The organism is Phytobacter massiliensis JC163, assembly GCF_000321045.1.
Taxonomy (GTDB): Bacteria; Pseudomonadota; Gammaproteobacteria; order Enterobacterales; family Enterobacteriaceae; genus Phytobacter_A; species Phytobacter_A massiliensis.
Genome location: NZ_HE578945.1, coordinates 1,129,363 through 1,134,048, shown reverse-complemented (window position 1 = coordinate 1,134,048; position 4,686 = coordinate 1,129,363). Strand labels below are relative to the sequence as shown.

6 protein-coding genes are annotated in these 4,686 nt (G+C 56.8%); 4 read left to right on the top strand and 2 right to left on the bottom strand.

Features of this window, described 5'->3' with window-relative positions; all coding sequences use genetic code 11:
* Positions 1–77: 77 nt before the first annotated feature.
* Positions 78–596 carry a GNAT family N-acetyltransferase gene (locus ENTHG_RS05570; RefSeq protein WP_044175635.1) on the top strand — a complete coding sequence of 173 codons (519 nt, stop codon included), beginning with the start codon at positions 78–80 and terminating at the stop codon, positions 594–596.
* Positions 593–1,042, top strand: coding sequence for a DMT family transporter (locus tag ENTHG_RS05565; protein WP_044175626.1), 450 nt, complete (start codon positions 593–595; stop codon positions 1,040–1,042). The genes ENTHG_RS05570 and ENTHG_RS05565 overlap by 4 nt, the downstream gene beginning before the upstream one ends.
* A 3-nt stretch (positions 1,043–1,045) precedes the next feature.
* Here ENTHG_RS05565 and ENTHG_RS05560 read toward each other — a convergent pair whose 3' ends face one another.
* Both ENTHG_RS05560 and ENTHG_RS05555 read right to left on the bottom strand, forming a co-directional pair.
* Positions 1,046–1,279, bottom strand: coding sequence for a YdcY family protein (locus tag ENTHG_RS05560; protein ID WP_044175620.1), 234 nt, complete (start codon positions 1,277–1,279; stop codon positions 1,046–1,048).
* 10 nt (positions 1,280–1,289) lie between these two features.
* Positions 1,290–2,888, bottom strand: a complete 1,599-nt coding sequence (locus tag ENTHG_RS05555; protein ID WP_044175612.1) for an ABC transporter substrate-binding protein — start codon at positions 2,886–2,888, stop codon at positions 1,290–1,292.
* A 254-nt stretch (positions 2,889–3,142) separates the two neighbouring features.
* Here ENTHG_RS05555 and ENTHG_RS05550 point away from each other — a divergent pair, with 254 nt between their 5' ends.
* Together ENTHG_RS05550 and ENTHG_RS05545 are read left to right on the top strand one after the other, a co-directional pair.
* Complete coding sequence (locus ENTHG_RS05550; RefSeq protein ID WP_044175605.1) at positions 3,143–4,471, top strand: SrfA family protein; 1,329 nt, start codon at positions 3,143–3,145, stop codon at positions 4,469–4,471.
* Positions 4,464–4,686: virulence factor SrfB (locus tag ENTHG_RS05545; RefSeq protein ID WP_237567450.1), on the top strand; the 223-nt coding region annotated here is incomplete at its 3' end. The genes ENTHG_RS05550 and ENTHG_RS05545, both read left to right, overlap by 8 nt.

The following is a 4,686-nucleotide window of genomic DNA, read 5'->3' as shown; positions in this document are numbered from 1 at the left end:
ACTGATCCGTTGATTTATATTGTCTGAGATAGTATTCATATCGTAATACTATAGTGTACAGCTGCTGAGGTTCAACCATGAAGATTCGCCATGCCGTTAAAGAGGATTGCGCGGCCATCGCTGAAATTTACAACCATGCGGTGCTGCACACCGCCGCCATCTGGAACGATCGTACGGTTGATGTGGAAAACCGTATCGCCTGGTTTGAGGCGCGCGCGCTGGCGGGCTTTCCGGTGCTGGTCAGCGAGGAGAACGGTATCGTCACCGGTTACGCCTCGTTTGGCGACTGGCGCGCGTTTGAAGGCTTTCGCCATACGGTTGAGCACTCCGTCTATGTCCACCCCGAACACCAGGGTAAAAAGCTCGGTCAGGCGCTGATGGCGCAGCTTATCCTCGACGCGAAGCGCATCGGCAAACATGTCATGGTCGCGGGCATTGAATCGCAAAATCAGGCATCGCTGCACCTGCATGAAAAGCTGGGTTTTGTGGTCACCGCACAGATGCCGCAGGTGGGCACCAAGTTTGGCCGCTGGCTCGATCTGACCTTTATGCAACTGCAGCTTGATAACCGAACAGACCCGGACGCGCCGGCATGAACCAGTCCCTCACCCTCTGCTTCCTGATCGCCGCGGGAATTGGTCTGGTGGTGCAAAATACGCTGATGGTGAAAATCACCCAGTCCGCCTCCACCATTCTTATCGCCATGCTGCTCAATTCGCTGGTCGGTATCGTGCTGTTTGTCAGCATCCTTCTTATCAAGCATGGGGTTGCCGGTTTTAGCGAACTGGCGGCAACGGTACGCTGGTGGACGCTGATTCCGGGGCTGCTGGGGTCGTTTTTTGTCTTTGCCAGTATCAGCGGCTATCAGTACGTTGGCGCAGCGACCACCATCGCTGTGCTGGTGGCAAGCCAGCTTATCGGCGGGCTGGTCATGGATATCGTCAGAAGCCAGGGGGTGGCGCTGAAAGCATTAGTCGGGCCGGTGTGCGGCGCGGTACTGCTGGTGATTGGCGCCTGGCTGGTGGCCAGACGCCAGTTTTAGCGGTTAAAGGATCGTGCCGCCTCTGGTGAGCTGTTCACGCCGGGCTTCCATATCCTCTTTATGCTGACGACCATGATGCGCAATGGCGTTACGCAGGCGCTGCTGCTGGGCATAACGCTCCTCCCGGCTCAGCGCCGCATCGTCGCTCAGCTCAATCAACAGCTCGTTCATGTGCGCAATCACATGTTCATCAATAGCCGCGTCAACGCGGGCGCTCACCTCATCCAGATGTGACATAATCTCTCCTTTAATTGAGTTTAGCCTTCGAAAAATCGCTACCCATCAGGCTTACGCTATAGCCGCTGACGTTGCTGCGGGTGGCGTAAAAGGTTTTACCGTTGGCCAGCGTAATCCACGGCGCCTGCTGGTAGAAGATCGCCTGGGCCTGAGTATACAGCGCCGCGCGCTTCGCCGGGTCGCTGGTCAGTTTGGCTTGTTGCACTGCGCTATCATACTCTTTATCACACCAGCGTGCGGCATTCGAGCCGGTCTTAATGCTGTTGCAGCCCAGCAGCACGTCGGCGAAATTATCCGGGTCGCCGTTGTCAGACATCCAGCCATAGAGCGCCGAATCGTGCTCGCCGCGACGGATCCCCGCCAGGTATTCACCCCACTCATAAGAGACGATTTTCGCCTTGACGCCCACTTTCGCCCAGTCAGCCTGAATCATCTCCGCGATACGCCGCGAGTTAGGGTTGTACGGGCGCTGTACCGGCATCGACCACAGCGTGGTTTCGAAACCGTTCTCCAGCCCGGCCTGTTTTAACAACGCTTTGGCTTTCTGCGGGTCGAAACTGTAATCCTGCTGATCTTTGTTATAGCCCAGCATATTTGGCGGCAGCGGCGACTTAGCGACGGTGCCGGAGCCGAGGAACACCGCGTCGATAATCGCTTTTTTATCGGTGGCGTAGTTCAGCGCCTGGCGAACCAGGACATTATCAAACGGTTTTTTCTGCGTGTTAAACGCCAGATAGCCGACGTTCAGCGCATCGACGGTATGCAGCGTCAGATCCTTGTTCTTTTTGATCTGTTCAAACTGCACCGGGGCCGGGGCCGGAATAATCTGGCACTCGTTGGTTTGCAGCTTCGCCAGCCGCGTCTGTACGTCCGGGGTGATGGCAAAGATCAGGTGCTTAGTGGGCACCGCGCCGTCCCAGTAATTCGGGTTGGCGATATAGCGGATCTGCGCGTCGGTTTTATACTGCTGCAACGCATAGGGGCCGGTGCCGATGGGCCAGGTGTCCACATACTCCGGCGTCCCTTTCTTCATCATCGCGTCGGCATATTCGGCAGAGAGAATCGAGGCGAAATCCATCCCCCAGTCGGCAAGAAACGCCGCGTTCGGCTTATTCAGCACAAACTGCACGTGATAGTCGTCGACCTTCTTCACCTCTTTAATTAACTCGCCCAGACCCACGTCGTTAAAATATTCGTAATTGCCGTTAGAAACGTTGTGGTACGGATGCTTAGGGTCTTTCTGACGCATAACGGAGAAAATGACATCATCCGCATTAAAGTCGCGCGTGGGTTTAAAGTATTTGTTGCTGTTGAATTTCACTCCCTGGCGCAGAGTAAACGTATAGGTTTTCCCGTCCGGGGAGATGGTCCAGTCCGTTGCCAGCGAAGGCACCGGCGTATTTTTCACCGGGTCAAAATTGACCAGACGGTTATAAAGGGTCTGCGAACTGGCGACAAATGTCGGGCCTGAACTGGCAATCTGCGGGTTAAAGGATTCCGGCGACGCCTCTGAACAATAAACAATGGTATCCGTTTTTGCCGCCCAGGCGGCAGCGCCAGGTAATAATGTGCTCAGCGTCAGCGCGAGCAGGGTTTTCCTTGCAAACATAATATCGACCTTGTTTTATTAAGAAAGACGATCTCAGCATAGCAATCCCTCACTGACAAATAACGATTCACTATCAGGTTATTCTTATTCAGCGATATTTGCTGAATTTATCAGCAAACGTAACGTTAAACTCCAGCAGCAGTCGCCAGCCGCTCAATGGGTCGAGAATTCAACGCTTTTGCGCTCTCTTCTGCCGTTTGTTTGCGGCATCAGCGGGTACAGTAGAGGGGTGAAAAAGTCTATGGGATGAAAACGTGGCAAAAACACTCTTGCGCAGCGGCGATCTGGATGATTTTCAGGCCGTGGGCGGCGGCGGCCAGGCCGTATTTGATTCGGCACTACAAATTCGTGAAGCCCTGCGCCTGCGTAAACAACAGGCGCTGGTTGACTGTCTCGCCATACCGCAAGTCAACGATGAAGGGGACCGGGTTGACTGGTACTCCCCGATTGAAGGCCGCTCCGTTTCGTGGAAAGCCGCAGAGGAAGAGGCCCGTTTCCGGGCGCTGCGTTATCTGGAAAACACCCTCGACAGCGCTGCCACCCTCAGCCGCAAATGCCTGCAGTCACCGAAAACCGCCCAGCAACTGTTTGGCTCGCTGCTGGAGAAAGCGCTGCAGTTTCCCGGCGAAAATCACCTGTTCCTGGTTGACGGTAAACCGGTCATCACCTTCTGGGGCTTCGTCAATCTGAATGAGAGCGCCAGAGAAGATGTGCTTGCGTGTTTGCGCCAGCAGGAGACGCCTGAACCCTTTATGACCATCGTGCCGGAACCAGAGCCGGAGCCAGAAGTGCCAGCCCCTGCCCCTGTCGCCTTTAGTCAGGCGGACGAACCACTGTTAACGGCTGCTCCGCCTGTGGTTGCCGAACCGCCTAAAACAGAGCCCGCGGTTGTAGCGCCGCCCGAACCGGCCCCGGCGCAGGAGACTGCCCCCGTTAAGCGCCGCCGCTATGGCCTGTGGGCGCTACCGGTGGCCGCAGCCGTCGCAGCGGCGGTTGCCGCCCCGTTAGTGCTCAATCAGCATAGCGAATCCCCGGCACCCGTTGTCGCCAGCGAACGCCCGGCAGCGCCTGCCGCGCAGCCAGCCCCGGCGCTGGCCGTCAGCCTGCCATTAGATCAGGCGGAAGTCGTCGCTCCCGCCGCGAAAACCCCGCAGCCCGAGGCCGAGAAAGCGCCGCTGGTCATTGCCGCGATTCCCAAGGATGCGCTGGTGATGGATTCGCAGCAGGTACGCGCAGGCTCTACCCGTTTTCTCAACGGCAACTGGCGCGTGGTGATGGATGTAAAAGATCGGTCTACCGGTAAAGATGTCACGATGCGTTTTCAGATCCAGAATAATAAAGGCACGGCGCGTATCGTCCAGGGGCATAACCTCTCCTGTCGCGCCGAACTCTTTTCCGGCCTGCATGATACGGGCGTGATGATGATTAAAAGCCGCGGGACAGCGCGCTGTAACGACGGCTCCCGCTACCCGATGCCGGAAATCTCCTGTAAAGGCGGAACCAATGACGTTGCAGAGTGCAGCGCCCGCTTTGACGACAACGACACGCCCGTCGCGGTGACCTTCAGAAAAACAGGTGCCTGAGTTTATGCTGGTGAATCTTTGCGATTACAAACAAAGCGTCACGCTGATTGCTAACAGCGGCGTGCAGTTTCTTGATTTCGGTCTGACGCCGCAGGAGTCGGCCCGCAGCGGCCGCTTCGTGCGTAAAACCGCCAACGGTCCGCTGCTGCGGCTGGACTATGATGTCGCCAACGAGCGGTACACCCTGCCGTCATGGGACGGGGGCGCGGCAGAGG

Excerpts from the sequence above, each read along its gene's own strand:
- ENTHG_RS05570 (WP_044175635.1), top strand. The coding sequence starts at position 78 with ATGAAGATTCGCCATGCCGTTAAAGAGGATTGCGCGGCCATCGCTGAA.
- ENTHG_RS05565 (WP_044175626.1), top strand. The coding sequence starts at position 593 with ATGAACCAGTCCCTCACCCTCTGCTTCCTGATCGCCGCGGGAATTGGT.
- ENTHG_RS05560 (WP_044175620.1), bottom strand. The coding sequence starts at position 1,279 with ATGTCACATCTGGATGAGGTGAGCGCCCGCGTTGACGCGGCTATTGAT.
- ENTHG_RS05555 (WP_044175612.1), bottom strand. The coding sequence starts at position 2,888 with ATGTTTGCAAGGAAAACCCTGCTCGCGCTGACGCTGAGCACATTATTA.